Genomic DNA, 20,914 nt, shown 5'->3' with positions numbered 1-20,914 from the left:
TCAAGAGGCATCGATCGCGACCGAACCTGGCGGCCCGCGCAATCCAGGGGTTCCGTCGACTGCGCGGAATTTCAGCGGTACGGCAGCGCATTGAGCTCGCTGAGGGCAGCCGTCGCGCTTGGTACAGCCAGAATTCGCAATCTTGGTCCTGTTTTATGAGCAGCCGCAGCGCATCTATTCGCTTGTACTGAGCGACCGAACTGCCCTGGCAGTTTCTGGATAGCCGGCGCATCCACGCGCCCTGCAACAGTTCCACCGAACAGACGAGAACAGAGGAGTAATTCCCATGAAGGCGATCGTTGTAACGGACCAGGCCGCGGGAACGGCCGGGATGAAGCTGGTGGACCGGCCGGAGCCGCAGGCAGCGATCAACGACGTCGTCGTTCAGGTTTATGCGTCGGGATTTGTCCCGACTGAGCTGGCGTGGCCCTCGACCTGGACCGATCGCCTCGATCGCGACCGAACACCGTCGATCCCGGGGCACGAGCTGGCCGGAGTGGTCACCGCTCTCGGATATGGTACCACCGGGCTGTCGGTGGGACAGCGGGTATTCGGTCTGGCGGACTGGTATCGCGACGGCACGCTGGCCGAGTATGTGGCGATCGAGGCACGCAACCTCGCTCCGCTTCCGGGCGACGTCGACTTCACAATGGGCGCAAGCCTTCCGGTCTCGGGCCTGACGGCATGGCAAGGGTTATTCCAGCACGGCCGCCTTCAGGCGGGGCAGCGCGTCCTCGCACATGGCGCGGCCGGCGCAGTCGGGTCGATGGTGACACAACTTGCGCGAGAGGCCGGCGCGTATGTGATCGGCTCCGGGCGGTCCGCCGACCGTCAGACCGTGCTCGACTTCGGCGCGAACGAGTTCGTCGATCTCGACAACGACGCCCTTGAGGACGTCGGTAAGGTCGATCTTGTGTTCGACGTCATTGGCGGTGAAATCCAGAAGCGGTCGGTGAAACTGATTCAAGGCGGAGGAACACTGGTGACAATCGTTGGGCCGGCCGAGGCGCGACCCTCCGACGGCCTGGCGGTCGACTTCGTCGTCGAGTCCGATCGTTCCCAACTGGGTGAGATCGTCCAGCGGGTGCGGGACGGGCGGCTGCGGACGAACATCGGCAAAGTCTCGCCCCTCGACGAGGCTGTCGCTGCCTTGAATCCGACCGGGCGACGCAAGGGGAATACGATCATCCGCGTTCGCCCCTGAACGACATACGAAAGTAGGCACTGGCGGCTATGGTCGTCGCGCGAATACCGGCGGCGCAACATCCGGTTGTTAAGCTTTTTCTGAGACCTTGCGGACGGCGCTAATGCCTGGAGTTTTCGCTGGTCCCATGTTCACGCTTCGATCGATTGCCGCCCGCCTGATCCTGGCGATTTCACTGACCGTCGCGGTCGCCTGCGCCATCCTCGGCGGCTTCTCCATCAGCCAGCAGCGGGCGCTGACCCGGCTCGCGCTCGATCAGCAGCTCAAGCTGCAATATGACAGCGTGATTGCAGCGATCGACTACGAGGGGCGCGCCGCGCTCGCGGTCTCGGCGGTCATCGCCGCCCTGCCGCCGGTCGAGGACGCCATCGCCAAGGGCGACCGCGACGGCCTCGGCAAGTTGCTCGGCGCCTCCTGGGCGTCGATGAAGGCGCAGGGCATCCCGCTGATCTCGTTCTGGCAGCCCCCGGCGACCAGCTTCTACCGGGTCCATGCGCCGAAGACACTCGGCGACGACGCCTCGACGCGGCGCACGACGGTGGTGGAATCGAACAGGACCGGCAAGCCGATCGTCGGCGTCGAGCCCGGCCGCGAGGCGCTGTCGATCTTCGGCATGACCCCGATCGTGCATGACGGCAAGACACTGGCCAATGTCGACGTCGGCGCCGCCTTCGGCAAGGAATTCGTCGACCGCGCCAAGAAGCGCTTCGGCATCGACCTCGCGGTGCATTCCTTCGACGGCCAGAGCTTCAGGCGGCTGTCCTCGACCTTCGGCGATACCGTGGTCGCGACCCAGGACGAACTCAAGCGCGTGATGAACGGTGCGGCGCTGCTGCGCGACGCTGTTCTCGACGGCCATGCGGTGGAGCTCTATCTCGGCCAGATCAAGAACTATGCCGGCGAGCCGGTCGCCGTGCTCGAGATCGTCAAGGACACCAGCGACTATGAAGCCGCCGCGGCGAGCGCGCAGCGCAATCTGATCCTCGGCGTGGTCGCGATCATGGCAGCCGCCGTGCTGCTCGCGTTCCTGCTCGGCCGCGGCCTGTCGCGGCCGCTCGCCGCGATCACCGCGGTCATGAACCGCCTGTCCAGCGGCGACACCAGCGTCACGATACCCGGCAGCGAGCGCCGCGACGAGCTCGGCACCATGGCGAAGGCGGTCGACGTGTTCCGCCGCAGCATGGTCGAGACCTCCTCGCTGCGCGAGGCGCAGGAAGCCGACAAGGTGAAGGCGGAGGCCGACAAGCAGGCCTTGCAGCGGCAGATGGCCGATCGTTTCGAAGCCGACGTCAAGGGCATGGTCGCCGCCGTCGCACGGTCCTCGGGCGACATGCAGCGCGTCGCGGGCGAGATCACGGCCAGCGTCAACGGCGCCTCCGAACGGACCTCGGCGGCGGCCGCCGCATCCGAGGAGGCGTCGGCCAGCGTCAACGCGGTCGCCGCCGCGACCGAGGAGCTGGCGTCCTCGATCACCGAGATCGGCCGCCAGGTCACCCATTCCAGCCGCGTCGCCGACAGCGCCGTGACCAAGGCCATGGAGACCACCGAGATGGTGACGAGCCTCGCCGCATCGGCAGAGAAGATCGGCGACGTGCTGCGCCTGATCAGCGCGATCGCGAGCCAGACCAATCTGCTGGCCCTCAACGCCACCATCGAGGCCGCGCGCGCCGGCGAGGCCGGTCGCGGCTTTGCCGTGGTCGCCGCCGAGGTCAAGGATCTGGCGAGCCAGACCGCGAAGGCGACCGAGGAGATTGCCGGCCAGGTCGGCGCGATCCAGTCCGCCACCGGCAACTGCGTCAGCGCGATCGGCAACATCAGCGGCACCATCCGCGAGATATCCGGTATCGCCACCGCGATCGCGGCCGCCGTCGAGCAGCAGGACTCGGCGACGCGAGAGATTGCCCGCAGCGTGCAGCAGGCGTCCACCGGGACCGTCGAGGTCTCCGCCAATATCGCGGGCGCGAGCGAGGCCGCCGGCCAGTCGCGGGCCCTCACCGGCAATGTGCTGGATGCCTCCGGCCAGCTCGGCGATCACGCCGCCGCGCTGTCGCACAGCGTCGACACGTTCCTCGCCGGGCTGCGCAACGCGGCCTGAGCGGCGGCGGTCTATCTGTGGTAGACAGACGTGGGTACGTCCTCCTCGCGGAGCCCATCATGCGCAGGCCGGCAACATCGACGAGCAAGGCGGCATCACGGTCGCACGCGAAACCGGCAGCTGCGCTGTTCGACGCCTACCCTGCCCCGGTAAAGGCCAAGCTGCTGGCGCTGCGGCGCCTGATCTTCGAGACCGCGAAGGCGACCAAGGGCGTCGGCGCGCTGGAAGAGACGCTGAAATGGAGCCAGCCGAGCTACCTGACGCCGGAGACCGGCAGCGGCAGCACGGTCCGCATCGATCAGGTCAAACCGGCCGCCGACCAGGTCGCGGTCTACTTCCACTGCCAGACCAATCTGGTCGAGACCTTTCGCGAGCTCTATCCCGAGCTCAGCTACAGCGGCAACCGCGCGATCCTGCTCGACGTCGCCGGCAAGCTCCCGGAGCCCGCGCTACGCCACTGCGTTGCGCTGGCGCTGACCTATCATCTGAAGCGTAAGGCCGGCGCGGTCAAATAGTTCGCCGTCATCGCGAGCGAAGCGAAGCAATCCATGCCTCCGCGCATGCGGGGCGATGGATTGCTTCGTCGCTCCGCTGCTCGCAATGACGCTGTGGCAACGGTCCAGCCTACGCCACCAGCGCCGTCGCGACGCGCTGCGCCTTCAGCAGGCTGATGACCTCGGCGTTCGGCCGGGCGCGGCTGAACAGAAAGCCCTGGCCCTCGTGGCAGCCCTCGGCGCGCAGGCAGCTCAACTCCGCCTCGGTCTCGACGCCCTCGGCGGTGATGGTGACGCCGAGCCCGATGCCGAGACTGACGATCGAACGCACGATCGCCTGCGCGTCGGGGTTCGCGCCGAGGTCGCGCACGAACGATTGGTCGATCTTGATCTTGTCGAACGGGAAGCTGCGCAGATAGCTGAGGCTCGAATAGCCGGTGCCGAAATCGTCCATCGACATCCGCACCCCGAGCGCACGCAGCGCATGCAGCGTCGCCAGCACCTGGCTGCTCTTTTCGAGCAGCAGCGTCTCGGTGATTTCGAGCTCGAGCCGCCGCGCCGGCAAGCCGGATTGCCGCAGCGCGTCGGTGACCAGCGCCAGCAGATTGCCGGTGCGAAATTGCAGCGGCGACAGATTGACCGCAACGCGCACGTCATCCGGCCATTGCGCCGCGTCCATGCAGGCACGATGCAGCATCAGGCTGCCCAGCGGATTGATCAACCCGGTCTCCTCGGCCACCGGGATGAACTCGCCCGGCGAAATCATGCCGCGCTCCGGATGCGGCCAGCGCACCAACGCCTCGAAGCCGGTGATGCGCCCGGTCGCAAGGTCGACCAGCGGCTGGTAATAGGGCCGCAGGCCTTCGTTCTGGATCGCATCGCGCAGGTCGATCTCGATCTTGCGGCGGCTTTGGGCGCGCGCGTCCATCTCCGCCTCGAAGAAGGAGAAGGTGCCGCGGAATTCGCTCTTGGCGCGCGACAAGGCCATGTCGGCGCTCTTCAGGAGCTTTTCGGAATCCTCGCCGTCACCGGGCGACATCGCGATCCCGATGCTTGCGCCGATCACCACCGAATGCCCCTCGAGCAGATAGGGCTCGCCGATCGCGTCCAAGATCCGCCGCGCCAGCAACACCGCGTCCTCGGGCCGCATCACGCCGCCCTGCACGATGGTGAACTCATCGGAGTTGAGACGGGCCAGCGCATCTTGCTCGCGCAGCGTCGAGCGCAGCCGCTTTGCGACGGCACGCAGCAGCTTGTCGCCGATGCCGTGACCGAGGGTCTCGTTGACCGCCTTGAAATTGTCGAGGCCCAGCATCAGCACCGCGACCTTGTCGGTGGAGCGGCGGGTGTGCTGCAGCATCTCGTCCATCTGCTGGCGCAGCAGATTGCGGTTGGGCAGACCGGTCAGGCTGTCGTGCTGGGCCATGAAGGCGAGCCGCGCCTCGGCGCGCTTGCGTTCGGTGATGTCCATCAGCGCGAGCAGCATCGCCGGCTGGTCGCCATGCATCAGCTGGCGCGAATAGATCGCAAGGTCGATCAACGTGCCGTCGGCGCGCACGTGCTTCCAGGTCCGCGCCGCCTGCTCGTCGCTGCTGCGGCCCGCCGCCCAGGGCAGCTCGGCATCGAACGCCTGCAGGCTCCTGATCGTCATCCGCTCGAATTCGGCCCGGACATAGCCGTAATGCGCGATCGCGGCGTCGTTGACCGCGAGGATCCGCTCGCCATCGAGCGCGCACAGGATCATCGGCACCGGATTCCCGTCGAACAGCAGACGAAACGACGCCTCGCGCTGCTTCAGTTCGGTGATGTCGACGCGCAGGCCGACGATGCCGCCATCCGAGGTCAGCCGCTCCTCGATCAGCACCACGCGGCCGTCGGCCAGCACCTGCTCGTGCCGCTCGCCCGGTTGGTACATCTTCTTGAGCCGCTCGGCGATCCACTCCTCCTCGCGGCCGGCAGCCTCGGGATAGTCGCCGCGCGCGACGCCGATGCGGATGGTGTCCTCGAGACGCGCGCCGTGCTCGAACAGGTCGGAGCTGCGCTTGTAGATTTCCGAGTATTTCTTGTTCCAGAGGGTGTAACGGCCTTCGTGGTCCAGGAACACGATGCCTTGCGGCAGGATGTCGATCGCCTCGCGCAGCCGCGCGTTGGATTTGCGCGCTTCGGCGATCGCGGCCTCGGCCTGCGCGCGCTGGCGCACCAGTTCGCCGATCTCGATCGCGGGGCGGCGCGATCTGCCCGACACTTTCGGCATCGGTGTGGGCCGGCGTCCCCGAGGACGGGACAGTTTGGCCTGGTTCGGTTTCTTGGTGTTTTTCTTCGGCCGCATCATCGGTATCGCACGCCCCACGCGCATTCCAGTTCGGCGATATATCTGCGATAAGTCTCTGAAAAATTGGTATCTCTTGGCGAGTAGCTGCGCTGCCTGAGAAGCTCTTGCATGCCTGCTTTGCAGGCGAATTCACGCCGGGCGCGAGTTCGTTTCCGGTGCGCCGGCGGCGCACGGCACAGATTCGCAGCATGAAAGCACCCGCGCTTGGTGAAGGAAGCGTAAACCGGCGCGCGATTGCACAATGAATGCGCCGAAGACGCTTCAAGCGCACCAATGTTTGTCAGCGTGCGGCAGGGTTATCGTGCGGTTAAGCCGCGGTGCGCCTGCCTTCGCATTTTTGCCGGATCATGCCTTAGTTGGTGATCTCGATCCGCGTGCCGCCGCGGCCGTTGCGCTCGACCAGCCCATAGAGCATTGCGGCGTGCGAGGGATGCAGGCGCACGCAGCCATGCGAGGCCGGCCCGCCAAGGCGCGTGAGTTCGTATGTTCCGTGGATGGCAAAACCGCGATGGAAGAAGATCGAATGCGGCATCGGCGAGTTATAGTACTTCTTCGAGTACCAGCGGCGCGCCAGCATCTGCGGGCGGAACACTCCGCTCGGCGTGCCATAGCCGCGGCGGCCGGTCGACACCGGCCAGTTGTAGCGTCTCGCGCCGTCGACGCTGACCGCCATGCGCTGCGATGATTTATCGATGTGAACGACGACGTCGGCCCGCGCCGGGGAGAGCGCCAATATCGACGCAGCTATCGCGGCGGCAAATGCCGGCCGTACGCACGATACGCTTGTCACAACAACGCCTACCCTGAAATTATTGCGGACATGATGTCGCCCACAACGTGCGCTTGTAAAGTGGCGTGGCTCGCATCGGAGCCTGGAAGCCGCGGGTAATCTTAATCCACCCTGTGGGCGATCAAGCGAATGGGATGAAAGCGCGGTCCGCCTGCTCCGAATCCATGCTAGCCTTGCGCCGACAGAGTGATCCGAATGACACCCCGCCTGCGTCTGTTCCCGCTCCTGATCTCGGCCCTCGTCGCCTGTACCATCTCCGCGCGGGCGCAGGACAGGGGCTCGCTCAATCCGCAGCCCTTGCCGCCGCTCGCCAACCCTGACGATCCAAAGATCGGGGCGAAGCAGCTGTTCGCGCGCAAGGTGCTGCCGGCGGCGCTGCCGACCCGGTCGATCGGCGGCTATACCAAGGGTTGTCTCGCCGGCGCCGCGCAGATGCCGCTCAACGGCGACACCTGGCAGGTGATGCGCTTGTCGCGCAACCGCTACTGGGGTCACCCCAACATGATCGCGCTGCTGAAGCGGCTGGCGGCCAACGCGCACAAGGACGCCGGCTGGCCGGGCATCCTGGTCGGCGATATCGGCCAGCCGCGCGGCGGCCCCGCGCTCTCCGGTCATGCCAGCCACCAGATCGGGCTCGACGCCGACATCTGGCTGACGCCGATGCCCGATCGCAAATTGTCGCGCGAGGACCGCGAGGAGATGTCGGCGGTGATGATGGTGCGCGACGACCGGCTCGACATCGATCCGCGCGTCTTCACGCCGGGCCACGTGCTGGTCATCCGGGACGCGGCGCGGGAGCCGGCGGTGCAGCGCATCTTCGTCAATCCGGCGATCAAGAAGGCGCTGTGCCGCGAGGCCAAGGGCGATCGCGGCTGGCTGTCGAAGATCCGGCCGTGGTGGGGCCACGACTACCACTTCCACATTCGCATGCGATGTCCGCCCGGCAGCCCCGCCTGCGAGGGACAGAAGCCGCAAGCGGAGGGCGAAGGCTGCAAGCCGTCCGATCTCGCCTTCTGGTTCAAGGATTCGGTGCTGCATCCGAAGCCTCCGCCGAAGCCGCCGAAACCCCGCCCGCCGATGACGCTGGCGCAGATGCCGGCGGACTGCAGGACGGTGCTGAACGCCCCCGACGCCAAACAGCAGCTGCCAGGGCAATAACATCTTCGTCAGGCGGCTATGCCGGCCGGCTCGAACTGCGATATGATCTCGTGCCGTCGCGCCGTAAGCGCGTTCGGGCGATGGATCGGGGCGGCTGATCTATTTTATCCGTCATCATGAATGGACCGGACATGCGCAAATCGCTCCTCGCCGCATCGCTGTTGCTCGTCTCGGCTCCCGCTTTCGCGGCGGAGGAGCCGAGCGGCTGTGACAAGTTCAAATGGTCGATCGAGCGCGCACGCGCCGCGCTGACCGCGTTCGATCGTGCCAAGGTCGTATCGGGAAGCGAGCAGACCGCGCTGCCGGCGACCGCGATCACGCTGGCGCTGGTGGCCCCCGGCGACGCCAGATTGCCGACCCCGCCGGAGCGCGCGCCGAAGGAAGGCACCTTCGCCGGCTTCACCAGCTTCAAGGCCGCGCCGAAGGCCGGGCTCTATACCGTCAGCCTGTCGGCCGGAGCCTGGGTCGACCTAGTGCAGGACGGGCATTTCCTGAAGCCCAAGGCGTTCAGTGGCGCGACCGATTGCGACGGTATCCGCAAGACCGTGAAATATGACCTCGCCGCCAGCCCCTTCGTGGTGCAGGTCAGCGGCTCGAAAGAGAACTCGCTGTCGATCGCGATCCAGCCGTCGGATGAATAGGACGATCCGTTAGTCAAAGGGTCGCCTTTACCGCAAGCCTCAATCTGCTATGTTTGCAGTGCGATATCCCTGAGGACCGTAAGTCCGTCGGGGACCAGCGGAACAGCGCTTCCGTCCGTCGCAGGCCAGACCTCACCCAACGCCTGATTTGCGCGCCGGTTCGCGCGCGAACTCGCACGGAGCGCTTTCCATGTCACGACTTGCCGGACTTTTCGCCGCTTTCGTCATCCTGCTCGGCGCGATGCATTCGCCCGCGAGCGCCGAGGACAAGACGCTCACCGTCTTTGCCGCCGCCTCGATGAAGAACGCGCTCGACGACATCGATGCAGCCTATACCGCCAAGACCGGCGTCAAGATCACGGCCAGCTATGCCGCGAGCTCGGCATTGGCAAAACAGATCGAGCAGGGCGCGCCGGCCGACGTGTTCGTCTCCGCCGACACCGACTGGATGGACTATGCGATCAAGCAGAAGAACATCAATGAGCAGACGCGGGTGAACCTGCTCGGCAACTCGATCGTGCTGATCGCGCCGAAGGATTCCAAGATCGACAACGTCAACATCGGAGCCGGCTTCGATCTCGCCAAGCTCGCCGGCGACGGCAGGATCGCAACCGGCGACGTCAAGGCGGTGCCGGTCGGCAAATACGCCAAGGCCGCGCTGGAGAAGCTCGGCGCCTGGCAGGCCGCCGAGCCGAAATTCGCGATGGCCGAGAGCGTCCGCGCCGCGTTGACGCTGGTGGCACGCGGCGAAGCCGTGCTCGGCATCGTCTACTCGACCGACGCCAAGGTCGAGCCGGGCGTCAAGATCGTCGGCACCTTCCCGGCCGATACCCATCCGGCCATCATCTATCCGGTCGCGGCGACCACGACCGCGAAGCCGGAGACCGCCGACTATCTCGCCTTCCTGCGCTCCTCGACAGCGAAGACGATCCTCGAGAAGTACGGCTTCAAGTTCCTGATCAGCCCGACGACGTAAGCCCAGCGCCGCCGATTTGACGTTCCTCCAGATAGCCGCGCGCACCGTGAGGAACGTCAAATCGATCAGCGGCACTGGCCTATTGACTCTTACTGGTGTCTGTTCCCGAAGTTCGTAACTGAGGAGCCGCACTTGCATACGAACTTCGGGAACAGACGCTAGTGTTTGAGATCTCGCCGGCCGAATGGACGGCGATCCTGCTGTCGCTGCGGGTCGCCGTCGTCGCAACACTGGTGGCGACCCCGTTCGGAGTAGCGCTCGCCTGGCTGCTGGCGCGGCGCGATTTCTGGGGCAAGTCTCTGCTCGATGCCGCCGTGCATCTGCCGCTGGTGCTGCCGCCCGTCGTCACCGGCTATCTGCTGCTGCTGACCTTCGGCAAGCGCGGCCTGGTCGGCGGCTGGCTGGCCGACCATCTCGGCATCGTGTTCGCGTTCCGCTGGACCGGCGCTGCGCTCGCCTGCGGCGTGATGTCGTTTCCGCTTCTGGTGCGGCCGATCCGTCTCTCGATCGAGGCGGTCGACCGCCGCCTCGAGCAGGCGGCCGAGACACTCGGCGCCGCGCCCTGGCGGGTGTTCGCAACCGTGACGCTGCCGCTGGCGCTGCCGGGCGTGCTGGCCGGCATGGTGCTCGGTTTTGCCAAGGCGATCGGCGAGTTCGGCGCGACCATCACCTTCGTCTCCAACATTCCCGGCGAGACCCAGACCATTTCGTCGGCGATCTATTCGCTGATCCAGACGCCGGATGGCGACACCGCCGCCGCGCGGCTCGTGATCATCTCGATCGTGCTCGCGGTCGGCGCACTGGTCGCGGCTGAAGTGTTCGCGCGTCGCGCCACCGCGCGCCTGCACGGGCAATAGCCATGCTGCGCGTCGACATCAAAAAGCAGCTCGGCGAGTTCTCGCTTGCGGCCTCGTTCACCAGCGAGGGCCGCGTCACCGGCCTGTTCGGCGCGTCCGGCTCCGGCAAGACCTCGCTGATCAACACCATCGCGGGGCTGTTGCGTCCTGACCGCGGCAGCATCGTGATCGACGGCGAGATCCTCGACGATACCGCGACCGGCGTCCACGTCCCGACCTGGCGCCGCCGCATCGGTTACGTGTTCCAGGACGCGCGGCTGTTTCCGCATCTCGATGTCCGCCAGAACCTCGACTACGGCCGCCGCATGAACGGCCTCACCGAGGATCCCGCCCAACACCGGCGCGTCGTCGACCTGCTCGACATCGGCGCCCTGCTCGACCGCCGCCCCGGAAAGCTCTCCGGCGGCGAGCGCCAGCGCGTCGCGCTCGGCCGGGCGCTGCTGTCCAAGCCGCGGCTGCTGCTGCTCGACGAGCCGCTGGGCGCGCTCGACGAAAGCCGCAAGCTCGAGATCCTGCCCTATCTGGTCCGGCTGCGCGACGAGGCCGGCGTCCCGATGGTCTATGTCAGCCACGACGCGGCCGAACTGCGCCAGCTCGCCACCCAGATCGTGATGCTGCGCCGCGGCCAGGTGACCGCGTTCGGTGGTGTCAAGGTGCTGACGGCGGGCGCGTAGCTGGCCGTTTTTCCGAAAGTCGGCATAAGATAGCCAATCTTGTCTGCTAGGCCCGCGTCGAGACGTCCGATCGGGCATGGGGAAAGGTGAATTGTGCGACTGACTGGCTGGGTGTTGCTGCTGATCGGCGGGCTGCTGTGCGCCACGATTTCGTGGGCCGCGCTCGGCTTCCTGCTGATGGGCGTCGGCCTGATCGCGCTGCAGGTCGCCGAGCGGGGCCGGCGTCCGGCCGATGCTGCCGTGCCGGCCGCCGCCTCGGGATTTACCCCGCCTCATCTCAGCGACGGGCTGCAGCCCCCGACCCTCCAGCCGGTCCCAGGCGAGAACGCCGGCCCTCAGCGGCCGCCCCGCCGGCCAGCCGGGCCCGACAAGAACAACGACGCGCCCTACGACCGCGAGGCGTGGCGACGGCTGGTCGAGAGTGATCCTGACCTCGCCCAGATCGCCGATGTGCTCGCCGATTACGGCCCGCAATATGTCGACGAACTGGCGGGCAGCTACCTCCCCGCTCCCGACAAGAACCGCCTGGGCGCGATCGTCGACGGCATCATCGCGCGCGCCCGGGACGGTCAGCCGATCCCGCCGCCGCCCGCACCAGTCGAAGCATCGCGGCCACCGCCGCTGCCGCCTCGGCCGGGGCCAAAGCCGGTGACCGCCCCTGCCGCCAAGCCGGCGACTTCGCCAAGCAATCGCGCAGACGCCCTCGAAGCGTCCCTGCTCGCCACAGTCGAGGAGGCTTCCGCCAGGATCGCCGCCGAACGCGCGGGTCTCTTCAAGCCTGCCAAGGAGCTTAACAAGGAGCCCGGCGAGGCAACCGACAGCCGGCCGCAAGCCGCGGGCCAGCGGCAACCGCTATTCGGTCGCGCCCCCCGGGACGCGAAGCCCGCCGAGCCGCCGCCGATGCCAGCCTCGCCGCCGCCAATGCCAGCGGCGGCACCGCCGCCGATGCCGGCCGACACGCCCGCCGATCTCGAAGCATCGCTGATCGCCGCCGTCAACGAGGCCGCGGTCCGGCGGGCGGACGCCAAGGACACCCTCAAGCCGGCGCTGGAGCCCGCGCCGTCGCCGGCGAAACGCGAGCCCGAGATTCGTAGCGTCGCGCCTGCCCCTCCACCGGCACCACCTTCGAAGACACCACCTGCGAAGACACCACCTGCGAAGACACCTGCCGATCATCTCGACGAGACGCTGCTCGCGGCGCTGGCCGAGATTTCCGGTCAGAAAATCAAGGGCGAGCCCAAGCCGGATGCAGCGTCCAAGGGCTCATCCGGTCCGCCGGCCGACGACGGGCTGTCCGACATGATCAAGAAGTTCGCCCCGGATTCGAACTTCCTGCGCAAGACGTAACGGCGCCGGTCTTGTTCTGACGCGTTTTCTTCACGCGAACCGGTATCCACTTCGCTCGAAAACGCTCTAGTCTAGACGCCCGCCACCGACGCCCAGATGTCGGCGAGCTTGCGCTTGACGAGCTGCATCCGCGTTTGCGGTGCGACCTTTTCCTCTTCCTCCGGCAGGCGCAGGCCGACCACGTTGACGCGGCCGCCGCTGATGCTGCGCGCCACCAGCACGATCTCGTCGAGCGCCAGTTCGGCCCCTTCCTTCGGCGCGCGGTCGAGATTGACGTCGAAATAGTCGGCGAGCGTCAGCTTGGCCTGGTGCTCGTCGACCTTGACGCCGTAGATCTCGGCGAGCTCGCCGAGCGTATGCTCCGCCGACACCATGAAGTCGCCGAGCAGATGCGGATCGGGCGTGCTCGACGGCGCCATGTCGACGAAGAAGCGGTCGAGCGCCTCGGCGCGCTCCGGCGGCGCCAGCAAGTAGATGTAGTCACCGGGCGCGACCGGATCGGCTTCGGTCGGCGTCAGGATCCGCTCCTCGCGGATGACCAGCGTCGGCTTCGACCAGGACGGGATCAGCCCGCGGCGGAAGTACAGGCTCTTCGGCCGCACCGGATAGCCGACCAGCTGCTGCTCGAGCTGGCCGGGCAGATCGAGCTCGACGCGGCGCGGGCCGCGTTCGGCGCGCGGCAGCGCGACATGCAGCCGCCGCGCCGCCGGCGCCAGCGTCCAGCCCTGCAACAGCAGCGAGATGATGACGACGACGAAGGCGACGTCGAAATAAAGATAGGCCTTCGACAGGCCGACCAGCATCGGGATCGAGGCGAGGAAGATCGCGACCGCGCCGCGCAGCCCGGTCCAGGCGATAAAGACCTTCTCCCGCCAGTTGAACTTGAACGGTGCGAGGCAGATCAGGACCGCCAGCGGCCGCGCCACCAGCATCAGCGCGAACGCCACCAGTACGGCGCCGCCGGCGCTGGAGAGCAGGCGATGCGGCGAGACCAGGAGGCCGAGCAGCACGAACATCACGATCTGAGCCAGCCAGGTCGCGGCGTCGAGGAACGTCACCACCGAATTATGCGCGCGGGTCGGCCGGTTGCCGATGATGATCCCGGCGAGATAGACCGCGAGGAATCCCGAGGCATGCACGATCTGCGAGCCGCCGAAGATCACCAGCGCCGCTGTGGTGACGAACGGCGCATGCAGGCCCTGCGGCAGCGCCACATAGTTCAGCGCGATCACCACCAGCCGGCCGCCGATCACCCCGATGATGGCGCCGAACACGGCCTCCCGGATGAACTCCAGCGCGATGTGCGAGGCGGAGCTCTGGCCGATCGAGATGAACTCGACCAGCATCAAGGTGAGGAAGATCGCGAACGGATCGTTGGTGCCGGATTCCGCCTCCAGCGTCGCACCGACGCGCGGGCGCAGGCGCAGGCCCTGGGTGTGCACCAAGAGGAACACCGCCGCGGCGTCGGTCGAGGCCACGACGGCGCCGACCAGCAATGACTCGGTCCAGTTGAGGTCGAGCACAAAGCGGGCGACCGGCGCCGTGATCAGCGCGGTCAACAGCACGCCGGCGGTCGCCAGCATCATCGAGGGCGCCAGCACGGTGCGGATGCTGGCAAACCGCGTCTTCAATCCGCCGTCGAACAGGATCAGCGCCAGCGCCACCGAGCCGACCAGATAGGTGGTGCGGACATCGTCGAACTGCAGCCGGCCGGGGCCGGAATCGCCCGCCAGCATGCCGACCAGCAAGAACACCAGCAGCAAGGGGGCGCCGAACCGCAAGGCCAGCAGGCTCGACAGGATGCCGGCCATCACCAGCACCGCGCCGAGCAGGATCGCTATACTGACGGAGTCGAGGGAAGCCATGCGCCTTCGGAGGTCTCAAATACTTGCAATTGCATCCTTATCGTCGCCACACTGGGACGCCAACCGATTTCTGACATGAGCGGCAATGTGCCCGGTCTCATCAGCACTAGGTCGCCCCGACACTGTGTTGTATCGATGGTCGCGTGAGCGCCTTTGTGGGATTCTCGCCGGGCATTCGAATCACCTTGGCCTGACCCGCACTGCAAGTTGAGAATTTGCCGATGGACATGAGCCTGAAGGACGTCCTGGAATCGATCCAAATGGCGGCGCGCTCGGTCGGCGCCGAGGTCGCCTCGCCCTGGTTCTATCTGCAGTTCGGCATCATCCTCGCCGCCGCCGGCCTCGCCTACGCCGCCGATACCGCCATTCATGCGCGGGTCGACATGGCGTCGCTGGCGATGCGCTGGCCGCTGCCGCTCCGGCACTTCGCCCGCGTGATGGTGAAGAGCGCCTCCACCGCCGTGTTCGCGGTCCTGATGATCATCTCGCGCGTCGTGATGTGGCACGCGACCTGGCCAAGCCGCAGCTATCTGATCGCGGTCTCCGCCAAACTGGCGCTGGCCTGGCTGGTGATCCGCCTCGTCACCTCGGTGATCGACAACGCCTTCATCGTCAAACTGGTCTCGATCGCGGCCTGGGTGGTCGCCGCCCTCAGCATCATCGGGCAGCTCGACTGGGCCGCCGAGATGCTGGATTCGTTCGCCGTCGTGGTGGGCGGTCTGCGGCTGACGCCGCTGCTGCTGATCAAGGCCGGCGCGCTGCTGATCGTGGCGCTGTGGCTGAGCAATATCGCCAGCAATTTCATCGACGGCCAGATCACCCGATCGACCGACCTGACCCCGTCGATCCAGGTGTTGTTGGTCAAGATCATTCGCATCGGCCTGATGGTGGTCGCGGTCGCCATTGCCTTGAGCGCGGTCGGGATCAATCTGTCGGCGCTGGCGGTGCTGTCCGGCGCCGTCGGCGTCGGCATCGGTTTCGGCCTGCAGAAGATCGTCGCCAACTTCATCTCGGGCATCATCCTGCTGGTCGACAAGTCGGTGAAGCCGGGCGACCTCGTCACCATCGGCGACAGCCAGGGCCGCATCAGCGCGATGAAAACCCGCTACATCTCGGTCGCCGCTGGCGACGGCCGCGAATTCCTGATCCCGAACGAGGACCTGGTGACGCAGAAGGTCACCAACTGGACCTACACCGACAAGAATACGCTGGTGAAGATCGCTTTCGCCGTCAATTACGACGCCGATCCGAAGCTGGTCTGCAAGCTCGCGATCGATACCGCCGCGGCCCACGCCCGCGCGCTCAAAGGCAAGCCGCCGAATTGCATCCTCACCGAATTCGCCGAGCTCGGCATGAAGTTCTCGCTGACCTTCTGGATCGCCGACCCCGACGGCATGGACAATGTGAAGAGCGACGTCATGCTGGCGCTGTGGGACGCCTTCAAGCAGCAGGGCATCCGCGTGCCCTACCCGGTGCGGGAACTCCGCATCCGCGGCGGCGCGCTGCCGGTCGAGAGCGTGGTCGAGGTCTCCAACTGACGCTTGAGCGCGATCTTTTTGCAGGACCGGCGGCCGCTGTTCCGAATTGTGCCCGGAAATCAAGCCGTTTGGACATGTCCCCATGCCCAAGCTTGGCTTGCGTCGGGCGCGACGATCATTAAATTAGGGCTTGAAATCAGCCCCTTGCCCGCAGAAACAGCCCGCCCATGAGCTATATCGACGCCACCGACACCTCCCTTCGCAAGACCGGCCAGATCAAGCTGCACGGACCGAGCGGCTTTGCCGGCATGCGCAGGGCGGGCGCGCTGGTGTCGAAATGCCTCGATGCGCTCACCGACATCGTCAAGCCGGGCATCCCGACTTCCGTCATCGACGAGTTCGTCCGCAAGTTTGCCTTCGACCACGGCGCCTATCCGGCGACGCTGATGTATCGCGGCTATCGCTACTCGACCTGCACCTCGATCAATCACGTGGTCTGCCACGGCATGCCGGGCGACCGGCCGTTGAAGGAAGGCGACATCGTCAATGTCGACGTCACCTTCATCGTCGACGGCTGGTACGGCGACTCCAGCCGCATGTATGCGATCGGCGCCATCGCGCGGAAGGCCGAGCGGCTGATCGAGGTGACCTATGAGGCGATGATGCGCGGCATTGCCGCGGTGAAGCCCGGCGCCACCACCGGCGATATCGGCCATGCCATCCAGAGCTATGTCGAACCGCAGGGCATGAGCGTGGTGCGCGACTTCTGCGGCCACGGCCTCGGCCGCCTGTTCCACGACGAGCCGAACATCATCCACATCGGCCGCCCCGGCGAAGGCGCGCCGCTGAAGCCCGGCATGTTCTTCACCATCGAGCCGATGATCAATCTCGGCAAGCCGCATGTGAAGATCCTGTCCGACGGCTGGACCGCAGTGACCCGCGACCGCTCGCTGTCGGCGCAGTTCGAGCACTCGGTCGGCGTCACCGCCGACGGCGTCGAGATCTTCACGCTGTCCGAGCGCCATGGCGAGAAGCCGTGGGTTCAGGTGTAGTCGGGTTCAGGTCCAGTCATCCTCGGCAAGTTCAGTAGTCGCTCCGCGTGCGCTCGATGATCTCCTCGGGAGTATGGTTTTCTCCGATCGACATCGCGCAGATCCGCGACAGATGCAGATAGGACAGCCCGGTCTCCTCCGCCCAGGCGTTGAACTGCGCCTGCACCCTAGCGAGATCGCGCTTCGACTTGACCTCCTCGGCGATATCGAGACCGGCGTCGCGCAGGCAGGCGACGACGTCGCGCGAGGTGACGAAGCCGTCCCAACCGAGGAAACGCAGCAGCATCTGTCCGGTGTTGCCGCCGAGCCGGCTGCCGCGCTTCGCCAATAGCTCCAGCAGTCCGACCTCGTCCGATGACGGCCAGGCGCTCAGGAATTTGCCGAAGCTGCCATGCTCGCGCGCGATCTCCTGCACGAAGCGGCCGTTGTCGCGCACCGACATGATCTTGGCGCCGTTGCGCACGATCCTGGCGTCGCTGACGAGCTTCTCCCAGAATTCGTCGGGCTTGAAGGCGAGCTTGGCGGGCTGAAAGCCGAGGAACGCCTCCTCGAAGCCCGGCCATTTGGCGTCGATCACGCTCCAGGCAAAGCCCGCGCAGAACACGCGCCTGGTCATCTCGGCCAGCACGCGGTCGTCGCCGAGCTTTGCCAGCGCCTTGGCGCCCGCTGGCGGCCGCAACAGCTTCTCCAGCGCCTTTGGCCCGCCCTTGCGCTTCTCGGCGCGCGAGCGGATCACCTTGAACGATGTCACGCCGCCCTCCCCTTCTTTGCTCTCGAACCGTTGTCGCCAACGGTAATTCGCCGGTCGCGTCGTGGCAAACCGGAGCGGCATCGCCCCTCCAGCATCGGCCCTTGCAAAATGTGGCCAGCACGGCATGGTTGTGGCCGATGCCCGCCAAGCCCGATACCAGCGACGATGAAGCCAGCGAGACGCCGCATTATCACGGCCATCGCGAACGGCTGCGCGAGCGGTTCTATGCGGCCGGCCCCGACGCGCTGACCGACTACGAGCTCTTGGAGATGGCGCTGTTCGCCGCCATCCCGCGCCGCGACACCAAGCCGTTGGCCAAGGCCCTGATCAAGAAGTTCGGCTCCTTCGCCGAGGTGGTGCACGCGCCGGTGGCGCGGCTGCGCGAGGTCGAGGGCGTCAAGGATGCCTCGATCAACCAGCTCAAGCTGCTCGCCGCCGCCGCCGGCCGGATCGCCAAGGGCGAGATCAGGCGCAACATCGCGTTGTCGTCCTGGAACGACGTCATCGAGTATTGCCGCACCGGCATGGCGTTCGCCGACAAGGAGCAGTTCCGCCTGCTGTTCCTCGACAAGCGCAACCAGCTGATCGCCGACGAGGTGCAGCAGACCGGCACCGTCGATCACACCCCGGTCTATCCGCGCGAGGTGATCAAGCGCGCGCTGGAATTGTCCGCCACCGCGCTGATCCTGGTGCACAACCATCCGTCCGGCGACCCGACGCCGTCGCAGGCCGACATCCAGATGACGAAAGCCATCGTCGACATCGCCAAGCCGCTCGGGATCGCCGTGCATGACCACATCATCGTCGGCAAGAACGGGCATACCAGCTTCAAGGGCATGCGGCTGATTTGAGGGAGGTGTTCGCAACGCCTTCGCCGGAACGACAGCGAATCTGTTGCGCGCGCTGTGAGTCACACATCCGCTTCGTATGCCTCGAATGACGCGACGCCGCGTTTGAACCGTCACACAGGCCAGGGGCAAACTCTCCTAAAATGACCCATGCAACGTTTTCCGCGCGGCGGCGTTTGTTGCAGATTGATCTGACGGCCTGTCAGGGGCTTTGGGGGACCGATGTCCGATTACGTCATTGAGGAAGGGCTGCCCTATCCGCTGGGGGCCCACTGGAGCGGCCACGGCACCAACTTCGCGGTGTTTTCCGCCAACGCCACCAAGGTCGAGGTCTGCCTGTTCGACGGCGAGCGCGAGACGCACCGCTTCGAGCTGCCCGAATATACCGACCAGGTGTTTCACGGCTTCATCAACGGCGTGCAGCCGGGGACGTTCTACGGCTATCGCGTTTACGGGCCCTACCAGCCGGACGGCGGTCACCGCTTCAATCCGAACAAGCTGCTGCTCGATCCCTACGCCTGCGCCCATGCCGGCAGCCTGACGTGGAATCCGGCGGTGTTCGGCTACAAGATGGAGAGCGGCGACGACCTCACCTTCGACGAGCGCGACAGCGCGCCGTTCATGCCGAAATGCGTGGTGGTCGACCCCAATTTCGACTGGGTCCAGGAAGCGCAGCGGCAGGACGTGCATTGGGACGAGACCGTGGTCTACGAGACCCACGTCAAGGGCTTTACCAAACAACATCCGGGCGTCGACGAACATTTGCGCGGCACCTATGCCGGCTTCGGCTCGAACGCCGCGATCGACCATCTCAAGGCGCTCGGCATCACCTCGGTCGAGCTGCTGCCGGTGCATTCCTTCATCAACGACAGCAACCTGCTCGACAAGCGCCTCACCAATTACTGGGGCTACAACACCATCGGCTTCTTCGCGCCGGATCCGCGCTACGCCGCCGACGTGCCGAACAGCCTGCGCGAATTCAAGGAGATGGTGTCGCGGCTGCATGGCGCCGGGCTCGAGGTGATCCTCGACGTCGTCTACAACCACACCGCCGAAGGCAATGAGCGCGGCCCGACGCTGTCGTTCAAGGGCATCGACAATGCGAGCTATTACCGGCTGCTGCCCGACAAGCGGCGCTACTACATCAACGACACCGGCACCGGCAACACGGTGAACCTGTCGCATCCGCGGGTGATCCAGATGGTGATGGACAGCCTGCGCTACTGGGCCGGCCACATGCATGTCGACGGCTTCCGCTTCGACCTCGGCACCATCCTGGCGCGCGAGGTCTACGGCTTCGACGAGCAGTCCGGCTTCCTGAAGGCGATGAACCAGGACCCGCTGCTCGCGACCGTCAAGCTGATCGCCGAGCCCTGGGACTGCGGCCCCGGCGGCTACCAGGTCGGCGGCTTCCCGGCCGGCTGGGCGGAATGGAACGACAAGTACCGCAACGTCGTGCGCGATTTCTGGCGCGGCGAGGCGGCGCCTGGCAGCCTGGCGCCGCGGCTGCTCGGCTCGCACGACGTGTTCAACCGCGAGGGCCGCCGCACCTGGGCCAGCGTCAACTTCATCACCGCCCATGACGGCTTCACGCTCAACGACTGGGCGAGCTACAACAACAAGCACAATGAGGCCAACGGCGAGCACAACAATGACGGCTCGTCGGACAACCATTCCTGGAATTGCGGCGCCGAGGGCCCGACCGACAATCCGGATATCCGCACTTTGCGCGAACGGCAGAAGCGCAACATGCTGGCGACGCTGCTGGCCTCGCAGGGCACGCCGATGCTGCTCGGCGGCGACGAGTTCGGCCGCACCCAGCGCGGCAACAACAATGCGTATTGCCAGGACAACGACATCTCGTGGTTCGACTGGAATTTTTCCGACGACGCCGCGACGCTGCTCGCCTTCACAAAGCGGATGATCAAGCTGCGGCGCGACTATCCGATCCTGCGCCGCAGCCGCTTCCTCTCCGGCGATCGCGATCCGCAACTCGAGATCCGCGACGTGGTCTGGATCGGCAGCTCAGGCACAGAGATGACGCAGGTCGACTGGACCACCGGCTGGATCAAATGCTTCGGCGTCGTGCTCGATGGCCGCGCCCGCAAGACCGCGATCGCGCGCGCGGGCGAGGACGACACCGTGCTTGTCATCCTCAACAGCTATGAGGACGAGGTCGACTTCAAGCTGCCGCCGACGTCAGCCGGCGCGCACTGGTCGCTGCTGCTCGATACCAACACGCCGGAAGAGCCGGCGGGCGCGCAGTTTGCGTTCGACGGCAGGTACAAGGCGACGGGACGCTCGTTCGTGCTCTTCACGGCCGGTGAGGTCAAGTCATCCCCGTAGCCCGGA

The 20,914-nt window shown here is 66.2% G+C and carries 17 protein-coding genes; 13 read left to right on the top strand and 4 right to left on the bottom strand.

The window, feature by feature from the left end:
- Positions 1–286 precede the first annotated feature (286 nt).
- The 3 genes from E2I15_RS34890 to E2I15_RS34880 all read left to right on the top strand — a co-directional run bounded on the left by E2I15_RS34890 (position 287) and on the right by E2I15_RS34880 (position 3,814).
- A complete protein-coding gene (locus E2I15_RS34890; RefSeq protein ID WP_137481260.1) occupies positions 287–1,204 on the top strand; it encodes an NADP-dependent oxidoreductase in 918 nt (305 codons plus the stop codon).
- A 127-nt stretch (positions 1,205–1,331) separates the two neighbouring features.
- The gene (locus E2I15_RS34885) at positions 1,332–3,299 is read left to right on the top strand and encodes a methyl-accepting chemotaxis protein (protein WP_137481261.1); all 1,968 of its coding nucleotides are present in this window, start codon (positions 1,332–1,334) and stop codon (positions 3,297–3,299) included.
- 59 nt (positions 3,300–3,358) lie between these two features.
- Complete coding sequence (locus E2I15_RS34880; RefSeq protein ID WP_137481263.1) at positions 3,359–3,814, top strand: DUF1801 domain-containing protein; 456 nt, start codon at positions 3,359–3,361, stop codon at positions 3,812–3,814.
- A 109-nt stretch (positions 3,815–3,923) separates the two neighbouring features.
- Here the strand turns inward: E2I15_RS34880 and E2I15_RS34875 are convergent, their stop codons facing one another.
- Both E2I15_RS34875 and E2I15_RS34870 read right to left on the bottom strand, forming a co-directional pair.
- Positions 3,924–6,122, bottom strand: coding sequence for a sensor domain-containing protein (locus E2I15_RS34875; protein ID WP_422109868.1), 2,199 nt, complete (start codon positions 6,120–6,122; stop codon positions 3,924–3,926).
- A gap of 355 nt (positions 6,123–6,477) precedes the next feature.
- On the bottom strand, positions 6,478–6,915 hold the full coding sequence (locus tag E2I15_RS34870) for a L,D-transpeptidase (protein WP_246668224.1): 438 nt from the start codon (positions 6,913–6,915) through the stop codon (positions 6,478–6,480).
- A 195-nt stretch (positions 6,916–7,110) separates the two neighbouring features.
- Between E2I15_RS34870 and mepA the strand changes: the two genes are divergently transcribed.
- The 6 genes from mepA (at position 7,111) to E2I15_RS34840 (ending at position 12,568) form a co-directional block, all read left to right on the top strand.
- Complete coding sequence (mepA, locus tag E2I15_RS34865; protein WP_155262737.1) at positions 7,111–8,073, top strand: penicillin-insensitive murein endopeptidase; 963 nt, start codon at positions 7,111–7,113, stop codon at positions 8,071–8,073.
- A 131-nt stretch (positions 8,074–8,204) separates the two neighbouring features.
- On the top strand, positions 8,205–8,714 hold the full coding sequence (locus E2I15_RS34860; protein ID WP_137481267.1) for a hypothetical protein: 510 nt from the start codon (positions 8,205–8,207) through the stop codon (positions 8,712–8,714).
- Positions 8,715–8,904: 190 nt separating this feature from the next.
- Entirely contained in the window at positions 8,905–9,690 is a 786-nt protein-coding gene (gene modA, locus E2I15_RS34855; protein WP_137481269.1) for a molybdate ABC transporter substrate-binding protein, read from the top strand.
- 161 nt (positions 9,691–9,851) lie between these two features.
- On the top strand, positions 9,852–10,547 hold the full coding sequence (gene modB / locus E2I15_RS34850) for a molybdate ABC transporter permease subunit (RefSeq protein WP_016843325.1): 696 nt from the start codon (positions 9,852–9,854) through the stop codon (positions 10,545–10,547).
- 2 nt (positions 10,548–10,549) lie between these two features.
- Positions 10,550–11,221, top strand: a complete 672-nt coding sequence (gene modC / locus E2I15_RS34845) for a molybdenum ABC transporter ATP-binding protein (protein WP_137481271.1) — start codon at positions 10,550–10,552, stop codon at positions 11,219–11,221.
- A 111-nt stretch (positions 11,222–11,332) separates the two neighbouring features.
- Positions 11,333–12,568: a hypothetical protein gene (locus tag E2I15_RS34840; protein WP_155262736.1), complete on the top strand. Its 1,236-nt coding sequence runs from the start codon at positions 11,333–11,335 to the stop codon at positions 12,566–12,568.
- Between the two features lie 71 nt (positions 12,569–12,639).
- On the opposite strand, the gene E2I15_RS34835 is transcribed toward E2I15_RS34840, so the two are convergent.
- On the bottom strand, positions 12,640–14,433 hold the full coding sequence (locus E2I15_RS34835) for a potassium/proton antiporter (protein ID WP_137481276.1): 1,794 nt from the start codon (positions 14,431–14,433) through the stop codon (positions 12,640–12,642).
- A 221-nt stretch (positions 14,434–14,654) separates the two neighbouring features.
- Between E2I15_RS34835 and E2I15_RS34830 the strand changes: the two genes are divergently transcribed.
- Together E2I15_RS34830 and map are read left to right on the top strand one after the other, a co-directional pair.
- Positions 14,655–15,971, top strand: coding sequence for a mechanosensitive ion channel family protein (locus E2I15_RS34830; protein ID WP_170991665.1), 1,317 nt, complete (start codon positions 14,655–14,657; stop codon positions 15,969–15,971).
- A 167-nt stretch (positions 15,972–16,138) separates the two neighbouring features.
- Positions 16,139–16,963: a type I methionyl aminopeptidase gene (gene map, locus E2I15_RS34825; protein ID WP_137481278.1), complete on the top strand. Its 825-nt coding sequence runs from the start codon at positions 16,139–16,141 to the stop codon at positions 16,961–16,963.
- Between the two features lie 31 nt (positions 16,964–16,994).
- Here the strand turns inward: map and E2I15_RS34820 are convergent, their stop codons facing one another.
- Positions 16,995–17,714, bottom strand: coding sequence for a DNA-3-methyladenine glycosylase I (locus E2I15_RS34820; RefSeq protein ID WP_137481280.1), 720 nt, complete (start codon positions 17,712–17,714; stop codon positions 16,995–16,997).
- A 137-nt stretch (positions 17,715–17,851) separates the two neighbouring features.
- Between E2I15_RS34820 and radC the strand changes: the two genes are divergently transcribed.
- Both radC and glgX read left to right on the top strand, forming a co-directional pair.
- Positions 17,852–18,565, top strand: a complete 714-nt coding sequence (radC, locus tag E2I15_RS34815) for a RadC family protein (protein ID WP_137481282.1) — start codon at positions 17,852–17,854, stop codon at positions 18,563–18,565.
- Between the two features lie 219 nt (positions 18,566–18,784).
- Positions 18,785–20,908, top strand: coding sequence for a glycogen debranching protein GlgX (glgX, locus tag E2I15_RS34810; RefSeq protein ID WP_137481284.1), 2,124 nt, complete (start codon positions 18,785–18,787; stop codon positions 20,906–20,908).
- Positions 20,909–20,914: the final 6 nt, after the last annotated feature.

It is taken from the genome of Bradyrhizobium sp. BR2003 (assembly GCF_009720285.1).
Classification (GTDB): Bacteria; Pseudomonadota; Alphaproteobacteria; order Rhizobiales; family Xanthobacteraceae; genus Bradyrhizobium; species Bradyrhizobium elkanii.
This window is presented reverse-complemented; position numbering and strand designations above follow the sequence as displayed.

What these genes read in the sequence shown, in the direction of transcription:
- modC (WP_137481271.1), top strand. Translation starts at nt 10,550, where the DNA reads ATGCTGCGCGTCGACATCAAAAAGCAGCTCGGCGAGTTCTCGCTTGCG.
- map (WP_137481278.1), top strand. Translation starts at nt 16,139, where the DNA reads ATGAGCTATATCGACGCCACCGACACCTCCCTTCGCAAGACCGGCCAG.
- E2I15_RS34880 (WP_137481263.1), top strand. Translation starts at nt 3,359, where the DNA reads ATGCGCAGGCCGGCAACATCGACGAGCAAGGCGGCATCACGGTCGCAC.
- E2I15_RS34830 (WP_170991665.1), top strand. Translation starts at nt 14,655, where the DNA reads ATGGACATGAGCCTGAAGGACGTCCTGGAATCGATCCAAATGGCGGCG.
- glgX (WP_137481284.1), top strand. Translation starts at nt 18,785, where the DNA reads ATGTCCGATTACGTCATTGAGGAAGGGCTGCCCTATCCGCTGGGGGCC.
- modA (WP_137481269.1), top strand. Translation starts at nt 8,905, where the DNA reads ATGTCACGACTTGCCGGACTTTTCGCCGCTTTCGTCATCCTGCTCGGC.
- E2I15_RS34835 (WP_137481276.1), bottom strand. Translation starts at nt 14,433, where the DNA reads ATGGCTTCCCTCGACTCCGTCAGTATAGCGATCCTGCTCGGCGCGGTG.
- E2I15_RS34890 (WP_137481260.1), top strand. Translation starts at nt 287, where the DNA reads ATGAAGGCGATCGTTGTAACGGACCAGGCCGCGGGAACGGCCGGGATG.
- radC (WP_137481282.1), top strand. Translation starts at nt 17,852, where the DNA reads ATGCCCGCCAAGCCCGATACCAGCGACGATGAAGCCAGCGAGACGCCG.
- mepA (WP_155262737.1), top strand. Translation starts at nt 7,111, where the DNA reads ATGACACCCCGCCTGCGTCTGTTCCCGCTCCTGATCTCGGCCCTCGTC.
- E2I15_RS34860 (WP_137481267.1), top strand. Translation starts at nt 8,205, where the DNA reads ATGCGCAAATCGCTCCTCGCCGCATCGCTGTTGCTCGTCTCGGCTCCC.
- E2I15_RS34875 (WP_422109868.1), bottom strand. Translation starts at nt 6,122, where the DNA reads ATGCGGCCGAAGAAAAACACCAAGAAACCGAACCAGGCCAAACTGTCC.
- E2I15_RS34885 (WP_137481261.1), top strand. Translation starts at nt 1,332, where the DNA reads ATGTTCACGCTTCGATCGATTGCCGCCCGCCTGATCCTGGCGATTTCA.